At 59.9% G+C, this 19,715-nt stretch carries 16 protein-coding genes, 1 tRNA gene and 3 pseudogenes; 15 read left to right on the top strand and 5 right to left on the bottom strand.

Annotated features, from left to right (window positions below; genetic code table 11):
* Window positions 1-5 precede the first annotated feature (5 nt).
* The 3 genes and pseudogenes from PSH59_RS16280 to PSH59_RS16270 all read right to left on the bottom strand — a co-directional run.
* A pseudogene (locus tag PSH59_RS16280) lies at window positions 6-230 on the bottom strand (histidine/lysine/arginine/ornithine ABC transporter ATP-binding protein); the annotation flags it as partial.
* Between the two features lie 86 nt (window positions 231-316).
* Window positions 317-1,363, bottom strand: a complete 1,047-nt coding sequence (locus PSH59_RS16275; RefSeq protein WP_305393192.1) for an ornithine cyclodeaminase — start codon at window positions 1,361-1,363, stop codon at window positions 317-319.
* Between the two features lie 14 nt (window positions 1,364-1,377).
* A pseudogene (locus PSH59_RS16270) lies at window positions 1,378-1,476 on the bottom strand (amidinotransferase); the annotation flags it as partial.
* 634 nt (window positions 1,477-2,110) lie between these two features.
* Here PSH59_RS16270 and mgtA point away from each other — a divergent pair.
* The 5 genes from mgtA (at window position 2,111) to PSH59_RS16245 (ending at window position 10,624) form a co-directional block, all read left to right on the top strand.
* On the top strand, window positions 2,111-4,816 hold the full coding sequence (gene mgtA, locus PSH59_RS16265; RefSeq protein ID WP_305393191.1) for a magnesium-translocating P-type ATPase: 2,706 nt from the start codon (window positions 2,111-2,113) through the stop codon (window positions 4,814-4,816).
* A 16-nt stretch (window positions 4,817-4,832) separates the two neighbouring features.
* On the top strand, window positions 4,833-5,549 hold the full coding sequence (locus PSH59_RS16260) for an MgtC/SapB family protein (protein WP_305393190.1): 717 nt from the start codon (window positions 4,833-4,835) through the stop codon (window positions 5,547-5,549).
* Window positions 5,550-5,819: 270 nt separating this feature from the next.
* A complete protein-coding gene (locus PSH59_RS16255; RefSeq protein WP_248079710.1) occupies window positions 5,820-6,449 on the top strand; it encodes a response regulator transcription factor in 630 nt (209 codons plus the stop codon).
* Between the two features lies 1 nt (window position 6,450).
* Window positions 6,451-10,068, top strand: a complete 3,618-nt coding sequence (locus PSH59_RS16250; protein ID WP_305393189.1) for a transporter substrate-binding domain-containing protein — start codon at window positions 6,451-6,453, stop codon at window positions 10,066-10,068.
* 133 nt (window positions 10,069-10,201) lie between these two features.
* Complete coding sequence (locus tag PSH59_RS16245; RefSeq protein WP_248079707.1) at window positions 10,202-10,624, top strand: chemotaxis protein CheY; 423 nt, start codon at window positions 10,202-10,204, stop codon at window positions 10,622-10,624.
* 133 nt (window positions 10,625-10,757) lie between these two features.
* Here the strand turns inward: PSH59_RS16245 and PSH59_RS16240 are convergent, their stop codons facing one another.
* Window positions 10,758-11,828, bottom strand: coding sequence for a 3-deoxy-7-phosphoheptulonate synthase (locus tag PSH59_RS16240; protein ID WP_305393188.1), 1,071 nt, complete (start codon window positions 11,826-11,828; stop codon window positions 10,758-10,760).
* Between the two features lie 611 nt (window positions 11,829-12,439).
* Here PSH59_RS16240 and PSH59_RS16235 point away from each other — a divergent pair.
* Together PSH59_RS16235 and PSH59_RS16230 are read left to right on the top strand one after the other, a co-directional pair.
* Window positions 12,440-13,189, top strand: coding sequence for a carbon-nitrogen hydrolase family protein (locus tag PSH59_RS16235; protein WP_305393187.1), 750 nt, complete (start codon window positions 12,440-12,442; stop codon window positions 13,187-13,189).
* Window positions 13,190-13,621 (top strand): GNAT family N-acetyltransferase, encoded by a 432-nt coding sequence (locus PSH59_RS16230; protein WP_248079701.1) that lies wholly within the window; start codon window positions 13,190-13,192, stop codon window positions 13,619-13,621.
* 90 nt (window positions 13,622-13,711) lie between these two features.
* Here PSH59_RS16230 and PSH59_RS16225 read toward each other — a convergent pair.
* Window positions 13,712-13,843 (bottom strand): annotated as a pseudogene (locus tag PSH59_RS16225) (DNA-binding protein); the annotation flags it as partial.
* 82 nt (window positions 13,844-13,925) lie between these two features.
* Here PSH59_RS16225 and PSH59_RS16220 point away from each other — a divergent pair.
* From PSH59_RS16220 to PSH59_RS16185, 8 genes are all read left to right on the top strand, one after another.
* Window positions 13,926-14,282, top strand: a complete 357-nt coding sequence (locus tag PSH59_RS16220; RefSeq protein ID WP_305393186.1) for a helix-turn-helix domain-containing protein — start codon at window positions 13,926-13,928, stop codon at window positions 14,280-14,282.
* Between the two features lie 160 nt (window positions 14,283-14,442).
* Window positions 14,443-15,084 carry a UvrY/SirA/GacA family response regulator transcription factor gene (uvrY, locus tag PSH59_RS16215; protein ID WP_010566015.1) on the top strand — a complete coding sequence of 214 codons (642 nt, stop codon included), beginning with the start codon at window positions 14,443-14,445 and terminating at the stop codon, window positions 15,082-15,084.
* A gap of 1 nt (window position 15,085) precedes the next feature.
* Complete coding sequence (gene uvrC / locus PSH59_RS16210) at window positions 15,086-16,909, top strand: excinuclease ABC subunit UvrC (RefSeq protein WP_248079697.1); 1,824 nt, start codon at window positions 15,086-15,088, stop codon at window positions 16,907-16,909.
* A gap of 32 nt (window positions 16,910-16,941) precedes the next feature.
* Entirely contained in the window at window positions 16,942-17,502 is a 561-nt protein-coding gene (gene pgsA, locus PSH59_RS16205; protein ID WP_010566013.1) for a CDP-diacylglycerol--glycerol-3-phosphate 3-phosphatidyltransferase, read from the top strand.
* A gap of 60 nt (window positions 17,503-17,562) precedes the next feature.
* Window positions 17,563-17,638: transfer RNA gene (locus PSH59_RS16200), tRNA-Gly, on the top strand.
* A gap of 84 nt (window positions 17,639-17,722) precedes the next feature.
* Entirely contained in the window at window positions 17,723-17,893 is a 171-nt protein-coding gene (locus PSH59_RS16195) for a hypothetical protein (protein WP_305393185.1), read from the top strand.
* Between the two features lie 138 nt (window positions 17,894-18,031).
* Window positions 18,032-18,862, top strand: coding sequence for a hypothetical protein (locus PSH59_RS16190; RefSeq protein WP_305393184.1), 831 nt, complete (start codon window positions 18,032-18,034; stop codon window positions 18,860-18,862).
* Window positions 18,863-19,154: 292 nt separating this feature from the next.
* Complete coding sequence (locus PSH59_RS16185) at window positions 19,155-19,610, top strand: hypothetical protein (RefSeq protein ID WP_305393183.1); 456 nt, start codon at window positions 19,155-19,157, stop codon at window positions 19,608-19,610.
* Window positions 19,611-19,715: the final 105 nt, after the last annotated feature.

Here is a 19,715-nt window from a genome sequence, read left to right as displayed (position 1 = left end):
GGGTTTCACTTCAATCGGTTGGAAAGAAATTGCTGCAATCGCTCGCTGTTGGGGTGGTCGAGGATACCGCCTCCTTCTTCGACCCGGCCCTGATGCAGCAACAGCACCTGGCTGTACATCTGGCGGGCAAAGCCCATTTCGTGGGTGACCATCAGCATGGTACGGCCTTCCTCGGCCAACGTCTGTATGGCTTTGAGGACTTCTCCTACAAGTGCCGGGTCCAGTGCAGCGGAATCGGCTGTCCCACCCAGTGAATCGGCTTTGGCTCGCGAGAATCTGGCCCGTCCAGTGCGTAAACCGGCAGGCCAGAGCGGTCTCAGGCGCGCTTTTTCTGCTGCGCGCGCGGTTGTTGGGCCAGGCGCGCGAACAGGTCCTTCGGATCGGCCAGGTCCGGAACCAACTCCAGTTCGCTGCCGATATCCAGGGCCTTGGCCACGTCCAGTACATAGCGCAGACCCGAGTAGTCTTCGATGGCAAAACCCACCGAGTCGAACAGGGTGATCTGGTGCGCGTTCTCACGGCCGGGCTGTTGGCCGTTGATCACTTGCCACAGTTCGGTCACTGGCGAGTCTTCCGGCATGTGCTGGATCTCACCTTCAATGCGGCTTTGCGGTTCGTACTCGACAATCACCCGGGCGCGCTCGACGATCCGTCGATCCAGCTCGGTCTTGCCGGGGCAGTCGCCGCCCACGGCGTTGAGGTGCATGCCCGGTTCGATCATCTCGTCCGTGAGGATGGTGGCGTAGGCCTTGTCGGCGGTCACGGTGGTGACAATATCCGCGCCCTTGACCGCTTCGGCCACGCTGTCGGCCAGAATCACCTTGATGGCCGGGAAGGCCCTGAGGTTGGCCGCCAGCTTGGCGGTGGCCTTGGCGTCGATATCGAACAGGCGGATCTCAGTGATACCCAGCATCGCGTGGAAGGCCAGGGCCTGGAACTCGCTCTGGGAACCGTTGCCGATCAGCGCCATGCTGCGGCTGTTGTCGCGCGCCAGGTAGCGCGCCACCAGCGCCGAGGTGGCTGCGGTGCGGATGGCGGTGGTCAGGGTCATTTCCGCCAGCAGCACCGGCTTGCCAGTGTCCACATCGCCCAGGGCGCCAAAGGCCATCACCGTGAGCATGCCGGCCTGGGTGTTTTTCGGGTGGCCATTGACGTATTTGAAGGCGTACAGCGAGGCATCGGACACCGGCATCAACTCGATCACACCGTCCGCTGAATGGTTGGCCAGGCGTGCGCACTTTTCGAAATCCTGCCAGCGCAGGTAGTCGGCGCGGATGTACTCGGCCATCTCGGTGATGCAGGTTTGCAGACCTTTTTGCGAAACCAGATAGCTGAGGTCGTTGACGTCGATATAGCGGGTCATGGCAAGACTCCTTATTAAAATGAGGGGCGGGCGGGCAGATGCACGTGCGCCAGCATGCAGCGGGCATTGGCGCCGCCGATGCGTTCGAGGGGGTCGATGTTCACCACCACTGGCACCCGCAATGGCAGGCGAATCGTCAAGACAGTGTGGATGGTTTGCACGGGGGCACGAATCCATGGGGGGTGAACTGTGGTGCTATTTTGTGCGTTGCAACGGGTGAATCCCGGCTGAAACTCGGGGTCGGCTCAGCCGGGAAAGCTGAAAAGGTGGGTATGACAGCCGTTTCGGCTGTTGCGTCGAATGACGATCACAAAATGTCTTTCCTGAACCCATCCTGAAGAACTTTCTTATTCAGCGTGGGAGAACTTTCCTAGGGTTTACTCTCCAGAAACCGCGGCGTAAGCTTCGCGCGTTTTCATCAATAGCGGAGACCCTCAGTGGGTACTTGTTCAAGTGACAGTCGTCGGCCGGTTTCGGTAACCGGCACAGACTTGGCAAGATAACGCGCATTTTTCCGATGCCGTTGTCTCGCCACTAAACGCGAGAAGCGGCATCAAGACAGCGGCCAGTCCTGGCTCTGTTTCGATCCTCTCTCATCGACGCTGATCGGCACCCGGGTCACCTCGGGATGCTACGGACGCGCCTGCCTTTTGGGTGGGCGGGCCAAGCCGGCTGTGCCTGTCTGACAGGTGCGGTGCGGCCGGGCGGTACCTGCACGACGGTCTTTCCTCGCGCAGGAGTAACACCATGAACCTGACTCTGTTGAAAGAGTTCTTTGCCGGCTTCCTGCGGACCCGGCACATCGCCCGGCATTTCCGTCGCCTGGCCATGCTCGAGACCGTGACCGACGCCAGCGTCAGCCGCGAAGTACCGCCAACGCTGGCGCAAACCCTGGTGGTGGCGGCCAACAGCAGCAGCGTGCAATTGCTCGGCACGTTGGGCAGCCACGTCGAAGGCCTCACTACCCAGGAGGCCGATGCCCTCCGGGTGCAATACGGCCTCAATGAAGTCGAGCACGAGCAGCCGCTGCCGTGGTGGGTGCACCTGTGGCACTGCTACAAAAACCCCTTCAACCTGCTGCTGACCTTGCTGGCGGTGATCTCCTGGCTGACCGAAGACATGAAGGCCGCCACGGTGATTTTCTCGATGGTGGTGCTCTCCACACTGCTGCGTTTCTGGCAGGAGTCCAAGTCGAACAAGGCTGCCGATGCGTTGAAAGCCATGGTCAGCAACACCGCTACGGTGCTGCGCCGCGATGCGGCCAAGCGCCTTGAGCTGCCGATCAAACAACTGGTGCCGGGCGACGTGATCGTGCTGTCGGCCGGCGACATGATCCCCGCCGATTGCCGCGTGATCAGTGCCAAGGACCTGTTTGTCAGCCAGGCGGCGATGACTGGCGAATCAATGCCGGTGGAGAAGTTTGCCCAGCAGCAGGACGCCAGCACCCGTAACCCGCTGGACTTGGAAAACATCCTGTTCATGGGCACCAACGTGGTGTCTGGCGCGGCGACGGCGGTGATCCTGACCACCGGTAACAGCACCTATTTCGGGGCACTGGCCCAGCGCGTGACCGCCACTGACCGCGCCACCACGTCGTTCCAGCAGGGCGTGAACAAAGTCAGCTGGTTGCTGATCCGTTTCATGTTTGTGATGGCGCCGCTGGTGCTGTTCATCAATGGGTTCACCAAGGGCGACTGGACCGAGGCGTTGCTGTTCGCGCTGTCGATTGCCGTGGGCCTGACCCCGGAAATGCTGCCGATGATCGTCACCTCGACGCTGGCCAAGGGCGCGGTGTTTTTGTCGCGCAAGAAAGTCATTGTCAAGCGCCTGGACGCGATCCAGAACTTCGGCGCCATGGACGTGCTGTGCACCGACAAGACCGGCACCCTGACCCAGGACAGGATTTTTCTGGCACGGCATGTGGACGTGTGGGGTCAAGAGTCCGACGACGTATTGGAAATGGCCTACCTCAACAGCTACTACCAGACCGGCCTGAAAAACCTGTTGGACGTGGCCGTGCTGGAACATGTGGAGGTGCATCGCGAGCTGAAGGTCGGCACGGCGTTCCAGAAAATCGACGAGATCCCGTTTGACTTCAACCGTCGGCGCATGTCGGTCGTCGTGGCCGAGCGCGGCCAGCCGCACCTGTTGATTTGCAAGGGCGCGGTGGAGGAGATCCTCTCGGTGTGCAACAACGTGCGCCATGGCGATACCAACGAAGCCTTGACCGACGACCTGCTGGCGCGCATCCGCCAGGTCACTGCCGCGTTCAACGAAGAAGGCCTGCGCGTGGTCGCCGTAGCGGCGCAACCGATGGCGCCCGGGCGGGATACCTACAGCCTGGCGGACGAAAACAACCTGACGTTGATCGGCTACGTGGCCTTTCTCGATCCGCCCAAGGAAAGCACCGCGCCGGCGCTCAAAGCCCTCAAGGCCCACGGTGTGGCGGTCAAAGTGCTGACGGGCGACAACGAGCTGGTCACCGCCAAAATCTGCCGCGAAGTGGGCCTGGAACAACAAGGCCTGCTCATGGGCAACGACATCGAGGACATGACCGACGCCGAGCTGGCCAAGGCCGTGGAAACCACCAACGTGTTCGCCAAACTGACGCCGAGCCACAAAGAACGCATCGTGCGCCTGCTCAAGGCCAATGGGCATGTGGTGGGCTTTATGGGCGACGGCATCAACGACGCGCCGGCGCTGCGCACGGCGGATATCGGTATTTCGGTGGACAGCGCGGTGGACATCGCCAAGGAGGCGGCCGACATCATCCTGTTGGAAAAAAGCCTGATGATTTTAGAGGAGGGCGTGCTGGAAGGTCGGCGCACCTTCGCCAACATGCTCAAGTACATCAAGATGACGGCCAGTTCCAACTTCGGCAACGTGTTCTCGGTGTTGGTGGCCAGTGCGTTTATCCCGTTTTTGCCGATGCTGCCGATGCACTTGCTGGTGCAAAACCTGCTGTACGACATTTCGCAGATTGCGATTCCGTTCGACAACGTCGACGAAGAAATGCTGGCCAAACCCCAGCGCTGGCAACCGGGCGATGTGGGACGCTTCATGCTGTTTTTCGGACCGATCAGTTCGATCTTTGACATCACCACGTTCGCGCTCATGTGGTACGTATTCGACGCCAACACGCCGGACCACCAGACGCTGTTCCAATCGGGCTGGTTCGTGGTGGGGCTGCTGACCCAGACGCTGATTGTGCACATGATCCGCACGCCGAAAATCCCGTTCCTGCAAAGTCGTGCCGCGATGCCGTTGATGGTGATGACGGGCGTGATCATGGCCGTGGGGGTTTTTCTGCCGATGGGGCCACTGGCGCACTACTTCAAATTGCAGGCGTTGCCGTCGCTGTATTTTGTGTTTTTGCCGGTGATTCTGCTGGCGTACATGGCGCTGACCCAGGCGGTGAAGGGCTACTACATCCGTAAGTTTGGCTGGCAATGAACAGGGACGATTTCCTATGCAAGCAATCAACAACATCAACCTCGATTCCCTGATCGACACGTCGGTGAGTCTCACCGCCGCGTTTATCCTCGGTGGCTTGATTGGCTTGGAACGTCAGTACCGTCAGCGCACGGCGGGGCTGCGCACCAATGTGCTGGTGGCGGTAGGGGCGGCGATTTTCGTGGATATGGCTAACCGCCTGGGCGGTGCGGAAGGGGCGGTGCGGGTGGTCGCGTATGTGGTGTCGGGCATCGGCTTTCTCGGCGCCGGCGTGATCATGCGCGAAGAAGGTAACGTGCGCGGGCTCAACACCGCCGCCACGCTATGGGCATCGGCCGCGGTGGGGGCGTGCGCCGGTGCCGATCTGGTGCTTGAAGCGTTGCTGGGTACGCTGTTTGTGCTGGCGGCCAACACCTTGCTGCGACCGATCGTCAATAACATCAACCGCCAGCCGTTGGATGTGGTGTCGGCGGAGGTCACCAACATCCTCTATGTCATCGCCCGGCGCACCCAGCAAACCGCGGTGCTGGCGTTGCTGGAAGCTGAGTTGGCGCGCTGCAACTACCCGGCCAGTGATGTCGATGTGCGCCCGTTCGGCAGTGAGGAAGTGGAAATCGAGGCGACCCTGGCGGTGACCTCGGTGGACGGTGACGAGTTGGACGCACTGGTCGCGCGAATTTCCAGATCGACGCTGGTGGTTCAGGCGTTCTGGAGCCCCAGTACGACGGAGTAACCCTGGGCGCGGCTCTGTCCTGGTGAAGGAAAATCCTACGAGCAATCAAGACTATCCCTTCAATTGAAAAGACACGTCGTTGTTAAGGTTGCGCGCTTGCGCCTGTTCAGGAATCAAGGCGCGTGTTTACCGTGTTTTTCAAAAGGAGGGACCCGTACTGCCTGACGTGTTGCGCAGAGGCATCAGCACCGCTTGTCGGAACTGTTACTTCTAACAGGTAGATGGGACTCGCTTGATATGTGAGCGTATTGATCTTCTCAGGGGAGTCTTATGAGCAACAAAGCTTTAATTGTGGATGATCATCCTTTTATACGCGCCACCGTCAAGTTTCTGCTCAAACAGGAAGGTTTCGACACCATCCTTGAGGCGGGCAACGGTGCCGACGCCATGCAGATTGCCCGCGAGGTGCGTCCGGATCTGGTCATTCTGGACCTGGCGATGCCCAAACTTGGCGGGCTGGAGGTGATCAGCCGGATCAAGTCACTGGAGCTGCCCTGCAGAATCCTGGTGCTGACTTCTTATCTGGCCGTGTTTTTTTCCACCCGCTGTATGCGCGCCGGTGCGATGGGGTTCGTGGCCAAGACGGGAGAGCTGGATGAACTGCAAAAGGCAATCAGGGCGATCCGCTCCGGTTACAGCTGTTTCCCCAGCCTGCCTACCAGTTCGGTGCGCCGCGACGATCTGCAGTCCACTGAGCAGGAGTTGGTAGAGGCGCTTTCCGACCGTGAGTTGACCGTGCTGCAAAAGCTCGCCATAGGCCTGGGTAACAAGGAAATCGCCGAGGACATGCTGCTCAGTCACAAGACCATCAGTACCTACAAAACGCGGCTCAAGGAGAAGTTGCGGATGTCCTCGGTGGTGCACCTGTCCAAGTTTGCTCAGCGTAATCATCTGATCTGAAATGGTCGCCTCAAGGTTGCTCAAGCGCGCGGCCATCCTGCTGATGGGGCTGTTGCCCTTGGCGGCGATGGCCTCTGATGACCCACACAATCTGCGCCTGCTGGGCCACTCCACGCTTGAAAACCCGACGCTGGTGTTGAGCGAGGCGGACTGGCGCTGGCTGCGGGAGCGGCGCACGCTGTCGATGGGGGTATCGGCACCCGATTACGCCCCCTTTGACCTGAGCAATAACAACGACGAACTCGAAGGCATCACCGCCGATTACGCGCAAATGATTGCGCAGATACTGAACATCAGTATTAACGTGCGACGGTATGACACTCGCGATGAGGTGATCGAGGCGCTCAAGACCGGTGAGGTTGACTTGGTCGGGTCGGCCAACGGCTATGAAGCGGCCGATTCGCAGCTGGTGCTGTCCCGATCCTATGCCAACGATCAACCCACGCTGGTCACGCGTACGGGCGAGAGCCATGCACTCAAGCCTGATCTTTCGGGTAAGCGCGTCGCGATGCTCTATCACTACATGCAACCCGACGTCGTCCAGGCCTTTTATCCGAATGCCCGGTTGCTGCTGTTCGGTTCGACCTTCGAAGCCATCGGCGCCGTTGCATTCGGGCAAGCGGATGTGTACCTGGGCGACGCCATCAGTACCCGCTACCTGATCAACAAGAACCATCTGAACAATGTGCGCATGGCGGATTTTTCCGCGCTGGAGACCAACCCTTTCGGCTTCGCGTTCGTCAAGGGTAATACGCGTTTATTGAACATCTTCAACGCTGCACTGGCGACCGTGCCCGCCAACCAGCAACTGGAAATCCTGCGCCGCTGGAGTGCCGGCGGCGGCGGCTTCTTCGAAGCCGAGCGGCTGCGTTTGAGCGGCAGTGAGCAGCGCTGGCTGGAGAAGCATCCCCGGGTGAAGGTGGCGGTGCTCGACAAGTTCGTGCCGTTGTCCTACTTCAATAAACAGGAGCAATTTGAAGGATTAAGCGCCGAGGTGCTGTCGCGGATCAGCCTGCGCACGGGGTTGAAATTCGATGTGGTGCGGGGCAGTTCGCTGCCACGGCAAGCGGATCAGGTCAATGCCGGCAAGGTGGACATGGTGGCGGCGATCAGCCCGAGTGTCGAACGCTCCGAGAAAATGCGTTTTACCCGGCCTTACTTATCCAGCCCCTATGTGTTGGTGGTGCCTGCTGAGAACGATCGCCTGGTGACCCTTGAGGACATGGCCGGTAAACGTCTGTCGTTTATTCGCGGCGACAGCCTTGCCGCGCAGATTATCCAGCACTACCCCAGCATCGAGTTGGTCGATGTGGAGAACCCTGAGCAGGCCATGGAGTCGGTCGCCAAAGGCAGTGTCGATGCAACGGTGCTGTCGCTGATTTCCGCGCGCTACCTCATTGCGCGTCACTATCCCGAACGCCTGCGCATCACCAGCACCGTGGGCACGGAGCCTGCGCGTTTGACGTTTGGCGTCAACCGCAGTCATTTGGAGTTGTATTCGATCCTCGACAAGGCCTTGCTGAGCATTACGCCTGAAGAGATAGACGAGCTGACCAACCATTGGCGCAGCGAGATCCTGATTGATGACAATTACTGGCTGCGTCACCGCAACGTCATTCTCCAGGGGTTCGGTTTGGCTGCGTTGTTGCTGCTGGTTACCCTCGGTTGGGTGTTCTACCTGCGTAGTCTTATTCGCAAGCGTGCCCAGGCCGAGCGTGCTTTGAGTGACCAGATGCGTTTTATGAGCGTGCTGATTGACGGCACCCCCCATCCTATTTACGTGCGTGATCGTCAGGGCCGCTTGATGGCGTGCAATAACGCTTACCTGGATGTGTTTGGCTTCAAGCTCGAAGACGTGATCGGCAAGACCGTGATGCAAACCGATACCGGCAACCCGCCCCAGGCCCAGTCGTTCCATGCCGATTACTTACGGTTGATGGAGCAGGGTGAGCCGCACATTCTCGACCGCGTACTCAAACTGCCCAACGGTGACGTATTGACCATCTACCAATGGATGCTGCCCTACCGTGATGGCGACGATAAGGTGGTGGGCATGATCGCCGGTTGGGTGGACGTGAGCGAGCGCCAGCGTTTATTGGGCCAGCTGCAGGAGGCCAAGGAAGAGGCCGACGCTGCGAACCGCGCCAAGACGACGTTCCTGGCGACCATGAGCCATGAGATCCGTACTCCCATGAATGCAGTGATCGGCATGATCGAGCTGGCGCTTAAAAACGCCGAACAGGGCCGTGCCGACCGCGATGCGCTGGAAGTGGCATCGGTGGCTTCGCGGAGCATGCTGGAGTTGATCGGCGATATTCTCGATATTGCGCGAATTGAGTCCGGCCATCTGTCCCTGAGCCTGGAAACGTCCAACGTGCATGAGCTGCTGGTCTCGGTGGCGCGGGTATTCGAGGGGCTGGCGCGGGACAAGGGCCTGGTTCTGCAAGTGGCGCTGGATCCCTTGATCGACCGCCCGGTGTTGATCGACCCCATGCGTTTCAAACAGGTGATCTCCAATGTGCTGGGCAATGCCATCAAGTTCACCGCCGCCGGCCGTATCTGCCTTGGCGCCCAGGCCATGCCGGCTTTGGCCGGTGACCCTCTGAGCCTGCGGGTATGGGTGGAGGACACGGGTATCGGCATCAGTGCCGAAGATCAACAGCGGTTGTTCAATCCGTTTATCCAAGGCAGCAACCACGAACAATCGGCGCGCAGCGGTTCTGGCCTTGGACTGGTGATCAGCCGCAACCTGTGCCAGATGATGGGCGGCCAACTGCACCTGAGCAGCGTGCTGGGCAAAGGCACGCGGGTGGATGTGACACTGATGCTGGCGTTGGCCGCAGCGGTGCCGACGGCTTCGGCTGCGCTGCCGAGCCCTTCGACACGCGCGCTGAAGATCCTGGTGGTCGATGATTACCCCGCCAACCGCCTGCTGCTGGCGCGACAACTGAGCTTCCTTGGGCATCGCATCGTCACTGCCGACGACGGTGTCCAAGGGCTTGCGCTTTGGCGGGCCGAGCACTTTGATGGGGTGATCACCGATTGCAACATGCCCCTTAAGGACGGTTACGCGTTGGCGCGTGAGATCCGCGTACAAGAACGCGAGCGCGGCTTGAAACCCTGCCTGTTGCTGGGCTTCACCGCCAACGCCCAGGCAGAAGAGGCTGAACGCTGCCGCCAGGCTGGCATGGACGGCTGCCTGTTCAAGCCGACCGGGCTTGAGGATTTGCGGCAGGCCTTGGCCTCGCATGCAGCCGGTGGCGCTGCGGCGATGGAGGAGGCGTTGGTTGATTTGAGCTTGCTGACCACGCTCACCGGGGGTGACAAGGCTGCGCTCGACGAATTGCTGACGCCGTTGTCCGTCAGCCTGGAGGAGGACCGTGCGTTGCTGCCAGCGCTTCGACATCAGGTGAACTTTGCCAAGCTGCATGACGTGGCCCATCGCATTAAAGGTGGCGCGCGCATGGTCAAGGCACGGGCGCTCATTGAGTGCTGCGAGGCCTTGGAGGCAGTGTGTGAACGACGGGACGAGGCCGCATTGGGCGATACGGTCGAGGCCTTGGGCGCGGCTATCACGCAGGTGCATCACACGCTGGTCCGCTACGGCAATCGGGCGTGACTGAAGTCAATGCCCTTTCGGTGGATTTGGGATAGGTCCTACGCGAAGAGGGAATATGCCTGATTTAGTCTGCGGGATATGTCTGGAGAATGGGCGGCCTCACTGACGCGCGCTGCCAGCCCAGGGGTTTGCCATGCCGAACAAAGCACTGACCATCCTGATTGCCGATGAACAGCACCTGCAACGGCTGTACATTGAAAAAATGCTCAACCAATTGGGGTACCACCGGATTGTCCCGGTGCAAACCTCTGAAGAAGTACAAATCCTGACCGCTATTCCCGCTGAGCCTTTTGATGTGCTGATCATCAACGCCGGCCTGCTGGTCAATACCTGCGAGCTGCAATCCCAGGTTCGCCATGTGCTGGTCTACGACCACCTGGAAGCGGGCAAGCCTGCCGGTGCGATGCCGACGGTCCTGGTGCGCCTGCCTGGCGTGCCGGACAACGTCAACCTTGAACACTTCATGGATATCATCGACCCACCCGAGGCCGCGAAGGGCCTGCGGGTGCTGCCGTGGCTGCGGGAATTATCCCGCAGGCCGGTGGCCGGGGTTTAGTTCCACTCTGGCGCAATGCCCTTGGGGTCGCCCGGTGGCGTTCGGCGATCTGCTGGATCACCGGGTCCTTGAGCACTTCGCCGTAGTCCCACTGGTGGGGCGCCGTACCCCTGTGTAGCGGCGCCTTGAACGATCAACCTTGCGCACGCAAACGCTCGGTGGCGTTGCGCAACAGGTGCTCGGTACCTGCCCAGCCCAGGCAACCATCGGTCACCGACACGCCGTACTTCATCGACGGGCTCAGGGGTTGGCAGCCTTCGAACAGGTGGCTCTCGAGCATCATGCCGATCAGCGAGGTGTCGCCTTGCAGGCGTTGTTCCAGCACGTCGTTGAACACTGCCGGCTGACGCAACGGATCCTTGCCGCTGTTGGCATGGCTGCAGTCGACCATGATGCGCGGTGCGACTTTGGATTTGGTCAGGTCGTGCTTCACCTGCGCCACGCTTTGGGCATCGTAGTTCGGCCCACGGTGACCGCCGCGCAGTACCAAGTGGGTGTCGGGGTTGCCGGCAGTCTGGATGATCGCCGGGTGGCCCTGGCTGTCGACGCCGAAGTGGCGGTGCGGGTGGGACGCCGAGCGCATTGCGTCACAGGCAATCGCAACGCCGCCGTCGGTACCGTTCTTGAAGCCCACCGGCATGCCTAGTCCACTGGCCATTTCGCGGTGGATCTGCGACTCGGTGGTGCGTGCGCCAATCGCCACCCAACTGAGCAGGTCATCAAAGTAGCCGGCGGCCATGGGTTGCAGCAGTTCAGTGGCGACCGGCAGGCCCAGGCGCAGCATTTCACGCATCAGCTCGCGGGACAGGGTCAACCCGGCGGCCATGTCATCGCTGCCATCCAGGTGCGGGTCGTAGGCCAGGCCTTTCCAGCCGATGGTGGTGCGTGGTTTTTCGACGTAGGCACGGATCACCAACAGCATCTGGTCGCTGACGTCCAGCGCCAGCTTCTTCAGGTTGCGCGCGTACTCCATGGCCGATTCCGGATCGTGGATCGAACACGGGCCGACAATCACCAGCAAGCGTGAATCTTCGCCATTGAGAATGGCGCGCACGGCTTGGCGATGGGCATGGATCTGTTCGTTGAGGAACGGGCTGAGCGGTAGTTGATGCTTGAGCTCAAGAGCACTGGGCAGGCGTTGGGTCAGGGCTTCATTGGTACTGATGAGGTTCGAAACGGGCAGGGCGGCGACGGAGGAGTTCATATTCAAGGCTTCCTGGACAAGCGGCGGGTTGTTCCCGCGCGCTTGGCCTACTGGGGTGTTCGACAATTGGCCGTACTGGCTACGTGTGTTGGCTTGCCACCAATAGGTGACCGATCGGAGGCGGCAGGCTGTCCCGAACGGAGCTTGCTAAATCGCCATGCGGTGGAGGTGTCGTAGCGGTAATAGGTGGCGTAGTTCATGTCGTGATTCCTTTGAGTGTTCTGCAAAAGTTAAGAGGCCTGAAAAACAAAACCCCCGGTCGGGGAGCCGACCGGGGGTTAGATTTCTCTGGTAGGCGACCCCTTGAGTAGTGGGCGCCGATTTCAAGTATCAGGCGCGCCAGTGGCTAAACCAATACCCAAAATAAAAGCTGACAGCTGCGCTCGAACCGTTCACACAGGCAGCTGGCACCGAGCGCGAGGCGCTGGCAGCAAGGCAAACCTGAGTGTGGACGAGTTGCAACATGGTGTGTCTCCAAATGATCGGTGGAGCTTACTAGAGGCACGCGCAGAGATTCAATCAGTAATTTCTATTGGGTGAAGGGACTTACCGCTATAGGGTACGTGTCGATATGCTGTTCATTCTTTGATACTGATTGCTTGGACGCGACCATGACCGCCTTGACCCTTGCTGCTGCTCAATCCGTTTCAATTGCGGGCGATGTGCCGGCCAATATCCAGCGGCACCTTGTATTTATGCGGGCTGCACGGGAGCAGGGCGTGCAACTGTTGGTATTTCCGGAGTTGTCTTTGACGGGCTATGAACCGTCGCTGGCGGCGGCACTGGCGATTGCCCCCGGCGATGGCCTGTTGACGCCACTGCGGGAAATGGCGCGGGCGCTGCGCATGACTGCCGTGGTGGGCATGCCGATCCGATTGGCGCCTGACGCCGGCGTAGCAATTGGCGCCTTGGTGCTGGGGGCGGATGGCTCCCTGGCGGTCTACACCAAGCAGCACTTGCATGCCGGTGAAGAGGTGGCGTTTGTTGCCGGGCAAGGGGGCGCGCTCCTTGAACTTGAGGCGCAACGTATTGCTCTGGCGGTGTGTGCAGATTTTTGCCATGCCAGTCATCCGCGTGCTGCGGCGCACGCGGGCGCCTCGGTTTACGCCGCCGGGGTGCTGATCAGTGAGAACGGTTACGCCACGGACGCTGCACTGCTGCAAGGCTATGCCATTGAACATGGCCTGCTGGTCGTGATGGCCAACCATGGTGGTCCTTCGGGGGGGGGGGCGTGTGCCGGTCGCAGCGCGATCTGGGCGGCGGATGGCCGTTTGCTTGCCGCGGCACCGGGTCTGGGGGAGGCACTGGTGGTTGCCCGACTGGACAGTGACGGTTGGGCTGGCCATGTGGTGGCTGTCTAAATGGTCTTTCATCTGCGCGCGGCGACGGACCAGGACCTGCCCTTTGCACGAACGTTGACCCGCGAGGCGATGAACGGGTATTACCGGCAGTACGGGCTCTGGTGGTCCAACGACGGCTTCGATACGGCCTGGGCCGGGCGCGAAAACTGGTTGATTTGCCGTGATGACAGCGTGCTGGGCTTTATCAGCCTGAGCCGTGATAGCCGGGCGCTGTATATTCGCGAGCTGCACATGCTCGAAGCCTGTCGCGGGCAGGGTGCGGGCAGTTGGGTGCTGGAGCAGATGGCGCTCAAGGCGCAGGCACTGGGCCTGTTGCGTTTGACGGTGTTCAAGACGAATCCGGCCTGGCAGCTTTATCAGCGCACGGGGTTCAATATCGTTGGGGAAGAAGATTGCTTCTGGCGTATGGAGCGGGTCTGCCGTTCAAGCTAAACCACGCGCCTCATCCTGATAGGCGCATACTGGCTGCAGGAGCCGAGTTCCTGAGTGTTTTTTGGCCGTCAGCCTCAGGGATGACCCCTCTTTTTGCGCCCCGGCGAGCACTTGGTAGGTGGTTGCCGGCTCAACGCCATGTTCACAGGCGAACGTTTGAACTGACTTTCCTTGATGTTGCAGCCTGGCCTCGGCTTTTACGGCAGTCAGGGTTCGGGGCATAGCTCGAAGCCGTTCAAGGTTGTTTAACTAAGAGGTGAGCCTGTCACCTCTGCAGGTTTACAAAATAGGATCATGCATCCAAATGAGTGGAATCGGTTCGCGTTTGAGGCAGGAAAGAGAGCGGCTTGGCCTGTCGCAAAAAGTCTTTGGTGAGATCGGTGGCGTTGAGGCCAACGCGCAAGGCAAGTACGAAAGTGGAGGGCGTGCACCCAAGGCCAACTATTTGTCTCGGGTCGCCGAGAGAGGTGTTGATGTACTGTACGTGTTGACCGGCACGGCCACGCCGCTTCAACTGGAAAACCTGAGCCGGATAGAAGAAAAAGTCCTGGGCGATTACCGCGCGATGTTCAAGGAAGATCAGGATGCTATCCGTCGCCTGACTTCCACCTTGGCTGAACATTGCATTTTGCAGAATGGAAGATCCAAGGCCCAGCCTTAGGATTTCTGACCCTTCGCCCAACAAATCAGGCTGTCCGCTGCGCTGCGGGCGGCTTGCGCTTATCCAAACTCCATATATATGACGCTTGCAACTAGGTCTGGGCCTTGGTTTTTTGCTAAGGTGTTCGGCAACCTATAAGACCATTTCGCGAGGTGTCTGCTTGATTAGGGTGCTAGTAGTCGATGACCATGATCTCGTTCGTACAGGCATTACACGAATGCTGGCTGACATCGATGGCCTGCAAGTAGTCGGCCAGGCCGAATCAGGTGAGGAATCCCTGATCAAGGCCCGGGAGTTGAAGCCCGACGTGGTACTGATGGACGTCAAGATGCCCGGGATCGGCGGTCTTGGCGCTACGACCAAATTGCTGCGCAGCCATCCGGACATTAAAGTCGTGGTGGTGACCGTGTGCGAGGAAGATCCGTTCCCCACCCGCCTGTTGCAGGCCGGTGCCGCCGGTTACCTGACCAAGGGCGCGGGCCTTGCCGAGATGGTGCAAGCCATCCGTCTGGTGTTTGCAGGCCAGCGCTATATCAGCCCGCAGATTGCCCAGCAGTTGGCGATCAAGTCCTTCCAGCCCACCAGCGACTCGCCGTTCGATGCGCTGTCGGAGCGGGAAATCCAGATCGCCTTGATGATCGTCGGTTGCCAGAAGGTTCAGGCCATTTCCGACAAGCTGTGCTTGTCGCCCAAGACCGTCAACACCTATCGCTATCGCATTTTCGAGAAGCTCGCCATCAGCAGTGATGTTGAATTGACCCTGCTCGCGGTGCGCCACGGCATGGTGGACGCCAGCGCCTGACATGACCACATCGTTTGATCCGAGTGCCTTCCTTTCAACCTGCAGTGGCCGCCCCGGCGTGTATCGCATGTTCGACAGCGAGGCGCGCCTGCTGTACGTCGGCAAAGCCAAGAACCTGAAGAACCGCCTGGCGAGCTATTTTCGCAAGACCGGTCTCGCGCCGAAAACCGCCGCCTTGGTGGCACGTATCGCCCAAGTCGAAACCACCATCACCGCCAATGAAACCGAGGCGCTGCTGCTTGAGCAGACGCTGATCAAGGAATGGCGACCGCCCTATAACATCCTGCTGCGTGACGATAAATCCTACCCATATGTGTATTTATCCGACGGCGACTTCCCACGCCTGAGCATTCACCGTGGCGCCAAGAAGGCGAAGGGCAAGTATTTCGGGCCGTATCCCAGCGCCGGTGCGATCCGCGAGAGCCTGAGCCTGCTGCAAAAAACCTTTTTTGTGCGTCAGTGCGAAGACAGCTTTTACAAAAACCGTACGCGGCCCTGCCTGCAATACCAGATCAAACGCTGCAAGGCGCCGTGCGTCGGCTTGGTGGAGCCTGCGGAATACGCCGAGGATGTGCGCCATTCGGTGATGTTCCTCGAAGGACGCAGCAATGCGCTCACCGATGAACTCTCCACGGCGATGGAACAGGCAGCCAGTACCCTGGATTTCGAACGCGCCGCTGAACTGCGTGACCAGATCTCTCTGTTGCGCCGCGTCCAGGACCAGCAAAGCATGGAAGGCGGCACCGGCGACGTCGACGTGATCGCTGCGTTCGTCAACCCGGGGGGCGCCTGTGTGCACTTGATCAGCGTGCGCGGCGGCCGAGTGCTGGGAAGCAAGAACTTCTTCCCGCAGACCGGCATCGACGAGGAAGTGGCCGAAGTGATGGCCGCGTTCCTTGGCCAGTACTACGTCAGCAGTCCCGAGCGCGACCTGCCGTCGGAGCTGATCGTGAACGTGGTGCACGAAGACTTCCCCACCTTGATCGAGGCGATCCACGAGCTGCGCGGCCGCGAACTGGGCATCAGCCACCGTGTGCGCGGCACCCGCGCCCGCTGGCAGCAACTGGCGGTGACTAATGCCGAGCAAGCCCTGAGTGCGCGCCTGGCCAATCGACAGCACGTGGCCGCACGCTTTGACGCCTTGGCCGAGGTCCTCAACCTGGACGAGCCGCCCCAGCGCCTGGAGTGCTACGACATCAGTCACTCCAGCGGCGAAGCTACCGTGGCGTCCTGCGTGGTGTTCGGGCCGGAAGGACCGATCAAATCCGATTACCGACGCTATAACATCGAAGGCGTCACCGCTGGCGATGACTACGCGGCCATGCACCAGGCCCTGACGCGGCGCTTCAGCAAGCTCAAGGACGGGGAGGGCAAGCTGCCCGATATCCTGCTGGTGGACGGCGGCAAGGGCCAGCTGTCCATGGCCCGTGACGTGCTCAACGAACTGGCCGTGCCCGACCTGATTCTCCTGGGTGTGGCCAAGGGCGCGACGCGCAAGGCTGGTTTCGAGACGTTGTACTTGAATGATGCCGCCCATGAGTTCACTTTGAAAGGCGACTCGCCGGCGCTGCATTTGATTCAACAGATTCGCGACGAAGCCCACCGTTTTGCCATTACCGGCCACCGCGCCCGCCGTGGCAAAACCCGGCGAACCTCAACCCTGGAAGGGGTTGCAGGCGTGGGGCCGACGCGACGTCGTGACTTGCTTAAACATTTTGGTGGCTTGCAGGAGCTGTCCCGTGCCAGCATTGACGAGATAGCCAAAGCACCCGGTATCAGTAAAAAGCTCGCTGAGCTGATTTATGCGAATCTGCATAGCGAATAGAATGCCTTTCCACCTCGTAGCCAGTTGTGCCGATGAATATCCCTAATCTGATCACCGTTCTACGCGTCCTGCTCATCCCGATTTTTATTTTGTTGTTCTATTTGCCGTACGAATGGAGCTACCTGGCCTCCAGCTCCGTGTTTGCCTTCGCGGCCGCCACCGACTGGCTCGACGGCTACCTGGCACGCCGCCTGGAGCAGAGCACGCCGTTCGGCGCGTTTCTGGACCCGGTCGCCGACAAACTCATGGTGGCCGTCGCCCTGGTGCTGCTGGTGCAGGAGCACGGTAACCTGTGGCTGACCCTGCCGGCCGCGGTGATCATCGGCCGCGAAATCGTCGTCTCGGCCCTGCGTGAATGGATGGCCGAAATCGGCGCCCGTGCCCACGTCGCCGTGTCCAACATGGGCAAATGGAAAACCGCCGCGCAAATGCTCGCGCTGGTGATCCTGCTGGCCAACCCGTCGGACTTCACTTTCTGGGTCCTGCTCGGCTACGCTTTGCTGCTAATCGCCGCCGGCCTGACACTGTGGTCGATGCTCCAGTACCTGCGCGCCGCCTGGCCGCATCTGCGCACCACCGTTGAAAAGAAATAAAACTTTTTTGAATCAAAGGCTTGACGGGTGCTTAAGATTCTATAGAATGCGCCTCACCAAGCGGGAATAGCTCAGTTGGTAGAGCACGACCTTGCCAAGGTCGGGGTCGCGAGTTCGAGTCTCGTTTCCCGCTCCAAGCATTTAAAAAAGCCACTCTAACGAGTGGCTTTTTTTTGTCTGCGATTTGGGGAAAGAGGTCGAGTGCTGGTTTTGGCGTGGGGTGGGTGAAGGTGTTGTCGCGCTGCACCTGCTCGGTGTTGTAGTGGAAGCGGGTCAGTGCCGGTTCCAGACCGTCGCCGCCACTCAGCGGTTGGTAGATCACTGGGCAATCGGTGTGGGTGCCGATGGTGCCCAGGCCGCCGACACGGTCGGTAAGGATGAGGGCGATTAAGCCGGCTTCATTCGAGGCTTCGGTGCCCGCGACCACGTAGGGCCAACTTAGGGCGCGGTGCGCGACTCCAGGTCTATTTGCGCAGGCCATCGCACTTTGGGCGCCATGCGGCGCGCGAGGTTGACGGACGTTATTGACATGGCACCAGGCGTTACACTCGCCAGCTTCATACGGCAACGTTGCACAGCATTCGATGACAATCAGGTCTGCCCCAAGTGCGCAGAACTCATCGAAATCAAAAATCGCTCCGAGGCTAGAAAGATCCCTCAGCGTTCCACCAAGCTTTGTACGCTGTGTCAGAACGACCAGGACGCGATTGCGCTAGCGGCTAAGAAGGCGAAAGCCGCAGAACTTGAACGGCAGTTGGTCGAATACGTCGGCAAGCAGTTAACCCGCACGGTGGATTACTCAGCGCTGTCGGATGGTCAGGCGTTGCTTCTGCTGGCGTTGGACAGGGCCGTTACCCCGAGATTGACCAATGGCGGCTTCAGAGTAGGTGACTGTCGAAGGCTGGCGCCTCGGTATGTCGGTGACTTCATGCTGCAGTTGCGAGAGGCAGGGCTTGTTGTTGATGACCCCAGTAAAGCAAGCCCGGGTACCTACTATTGGGAGGGCGATGAGATTTGGGTATTGAGGGATCAGGTTGTCTATCGTTTGGCGCCAGATGCTGCATCAAGAAGTGCGGACGAAGTCATCCGTAGTTTGTCCGATAGGGTGTATAGCGATGCTGACGGGCTGTTCAACCTGTGGCTTGATTACGCCGTCGCTGATGTCATGCGCTATTTGTGCGCTGAGTGCGAACTTTATAACCATGATCTTTGCGAACAAGAACTGGCAGAAATCAAAAGTACGATGCGCGCAGCATTGCATACCTACAGCGTTTCACAGCTCTGGTCGGTGGCCTGGAAGGTTGTCAGGGACGCTGCAAGTGATGCTGCGGTTTGCGGAGTTGATCCGCGCCGGTCATGACGTCGGTTTTGCTGTTGAAGAAATTGGTGAGGCGCTTCGATCGTAAAGAGGCCAGTGCAGTCCATACGCACGATGGTTGCGAGAGAGTTGGCCTTGGGGACGCGGCTGGGGTCTTCGTAGTGGCGCTGCGCATTGGCTTACACGCCGCCGAGCTCTCCCAATTCACGCTGGGACGTATCAGCCGATGGAACAAACCCGTGTCTTGACAGTCTTCAAGAGTGCGCCCTGGCAACGGACAGTTCTTGCATGGGGCGGTCCGTCACGTTGGCGTTTTTTTCCCAGGAGGTTTCGCGTGCTCTGGAAGTCAAATCTTGTGGTGCTCGCCCTGTCTGCCGTTGCCTTTTCGGCGCAGGCCCAATCCGACCGTCAAGTGGTCGAGGACATGGTGACTCGTTCGGCCAATGTCTGCCCAGGCCACAGCGCCGAGCGCACCACGCCCACAGTGCGGGCGGTGCCGGTCGGCGCCTTGCGGGTTATGCTCGACCGCGGTTTGGTGATGTGTCCTGACCGACGCCTCGATGCCGATGCGCCGGCTGTATTCTTCGGCAGGGTCGGCGTATTCGAATGGAACCCCGAAGTACCTGCCAGCTCGGAGGTGATCGTCAAGCAGATTGGCGCCATGACCCGCAAGGACGAGTACCCCTCGGACACCCTGGTTTGGGATGCCAAGGGCCTGCCGCTCGAGCAGCGCACTGTGCCGGCTTTCGAACCCAAGCCCGGGGCTGCTGTGCTGTATAAGCTACGCTGAGCCCCGTCGACCCGGCGCGTGGAAGTCAGCGTCACGCGCCGCGCATTATGAAAAAGCCACTCAATGGAGTGGCTTTTTTCTGCCTGCGATTTCGGAACAGACGCT

This window comes from Pseudomonas sp. FP2309, from assembly GCF_030687575.1.
GTDB lineage: Bacteria > Pseudomonadota > Gammaproteobacteria > Pseudomonadales > Pseudomonadaceae > Aquipseudomonas.
The sequence above is the reverse complement of the archived record's forward strand: the minus strand, read 5'-3'. Positions and strand labels throughout refer to the sequence as shown.

What these genes read in the sequence shown, in the direction of transcription:
- PSH59_RS16240 (WP_305393188.1), bottom strand. Translation starts at nt 11,828, where the DNA reads ATGAACTCCTCCGTCGCCGCCCTGCCCGTTTCGAACCTCATCAGTACC.
- PSH59_RS16260 (WP_305393190.1), top strand. Translation starts at nt 4,833, where the DNA reads ATGCAAGCAATCAACAACATCAACCTCGATTCCCTGATCGACACGTCG.
- mgtA (WP_305393191.1), top strand. Translation starts at nt 2,111, where the DNA reads ATGAACCTGACTCTGTTGAAAGAGTTCTTTGCCGGCTTCCTGCGGACC.
- PSH59_RS16255 (WP_248079710.1), top strand. Translation starts at nt 5,820, where the DNA reads ATGAGCAACAAAGCTTTAATTGTGGATGATCATCCTTTTATACGCGCC.
- PSH59_RS16275 (WP_305393192.1), bottom strand. Translation starts at nt 1,363, where the DNA reads ATGACCCGCTATATCGACGTCAACGACCTCAGCTATCTGGTTTCGCAA.
- PSH59_RS16235 (WP_305393187.1), top strand. Translation starts at nt 12,440, where the DNA reads ATGACCGCCTTGACCCTTGCTGCTGCTCAATCCGTTTCAATTGCGGGC.
- PSH59_RS16190 (WP_305393184.1), top strand. Translation starts at nt 18,032, where the DNA reads ATGGCACCAGGCGTTACACTCGCCAGCTTCATACGGCAACGTTGCACA.
- PSH59_RS16250 (WP_305393189.1), top strand. Translation starts at nt 6,451, where the DNA reads ATGGTCGCCTCAAGGTTGCTCAAGCGCGCGGCCATCCTGCTGATGGGG.
- PSH59_RS16245 (WP_248079707.1), top strand. Translation starts at nt 10,202, where the DNA reads ATGCCGAACAAAGCACTGACCATCCTGATTGCCGATGAACAGCACCTG.
- PSH59_RS16230 (WP_248079701.1), top strand. Translation starts at nt 13,190, where the DNA reads ATGGTCTTTCATCTGCGCGCGGCGACGGACCAGGACCTGCCCTTTGCA.
- pgsA (WP_010566013.1), top strand. Translation starts at nt 16,942, where the DNA reads ATGAATATCCCTAATCTGATCACCGTTCTACGCGTCCTGCTCATCCCG.
- PSH59_RS16220 (WP_305393186.1), top strand. Translation starts at nt 13,926, where the DNA reads ATGAGTGGAATCGGTTCGCGTTTGAGGCAGGAAAGAGAGCGGCTTGGC.
- uvrC (WP_248079697.1), top strand. Translation starts at nt 15,086, where the DNA reads ATGACCACATCGTTTGATCCGAGTGCCTTCCTTTCAACCTGCAGTGGC.